The sequence below is a fragment of the Streptomyces sp. NPDC059718 genome (genome assembly GCF_042733315.1).
Classification (GTDB): domain Bacteria; phylum Actinomycetota; class Actinomycetes; order Streptomycetales; family Streptomycetaceae; genus Actinacidiphila.
On the sequence record NZ_JBHWGA010000146.1, the window covers coordinates 1 to 1214 of the forward strand.

The following is a 1214-nucleotide window of genomic DNA, read 5'->3' on the forward strand; positions in this document are numbered from 1 at the left end:
CCATGAACGTTGCCGGGGTTGGTTAGGCGGCTTTGGGTCGTGGGCGGCCCCAGCGTTGTTGGCGTTCGCTGCGGATCTTGGCGCGTTCTCGGCGTTGGGCGGCCAGTACGTCGGGGTGGCGAGCGTTGGCGTTGCGCCACCGCAGGTAGTCCTGGAGCCTGCGGGCGAGCACGGTGTGGTTGGGGTGGTCGGAACCGCCCATGACGAAGTTACGTAAGGGTCCGAACTGGGCCTCGATCGGGTTGGCCCACGATGCGCTCGTCGGCGTGAGGCACAGCTCGACCTTGTGCTTCTTGGCCCAGGCCCGGATCGCCGGGGTCTTGTTCGCCGACAGGTCGTCCATGATCACGTAGATGGGGGCGCCGTCGGGCCGGGCCGCACGGATCGACTTCAGCGCGGCCAGGCTGTGGTCGCCGCCCTTGCGGCGGCGGGTCACGCCCCACAGCCGGTCGTCGCCGAGGGAATAGCAGCCGTGGAAGTACCGGATCCCGTGAGTGCGGTGGTAGGTGGCCGGCAACCGGTCCGGCTTCTTCTCCGGCGCCCAGCAGGTGCCGTGGCAGGGCCGGATCGATAACGGGCCGAACTGATCGAACGCGAAGCACCGGTCGGGGAAGCGGCTGGTCACGTGCTCGATGCGGTCGAGTTTGGTGTCCTTGTCCGGGTCCTTGGATTCCTTCCAGGTGCGGGTGCGCTGGAAGGAGATCCCGTGCTCGCGCAGGATCTGCCGCAGCCGTTCGCGGCCTATGCGCACCCGACGGTCCCGATTGCCAGTCAGGTAGTCGGTGAGCTTGCGAAGGCTCCAGTGCGTGAACGGGCGCCCCAGCTTCATAGGGCGGGTTGTGGCCGTCGCGATGATGAACTCACGGTCGTCATCGCTGATCAGGCGGGGACGGCCTCCCGCCCACCGAGGGTCCAACGCGGCCAGACCTTTCTCGTTGAAGGCGTGGATCACGTCCCGGACGGTGTCCTCGTGCGCCGCGACCAGCCTGGCGATCGCCGTCGCAGTGGTACCCGAGGCTGACGCCATGATGATCAGCGCCCGGCGGACCCGCACCGACTCGTGGCGGCCCCGCCGGACGATCTGCTGGAGCCTCTGCCCTTCTTGATCGGTCAATCGCCGTGCCCTGACCGGCTCTGCCATCTTCGCCCTCACCCTCAACAGCGACCACGTCGATATCGAGGATGACGCCTACAAACCCAGCACCGCGAGCACC

At 67.6% G+C, this 1214-nt stretch carries 1 protein-coding gene; it reads right to left on the reverse strand.

Annotated features, from left to right (window positions below):
- Positions 1 to 22: 22 nt before the first annotated feature.
- Positions 23 to 1141: an IS630 family transposase gene (locus tag ACFV3E_RS46760; RefSeq protein ID WP_500542653.1), complete on the reverse strand. Its 1119-nt coding sequence runs from the start codon at positions 1139 to 1141 to the stop codon at positions 23 to 25.
- Positions 1142 to 1214: the final 73 nt, after the last annotated feature.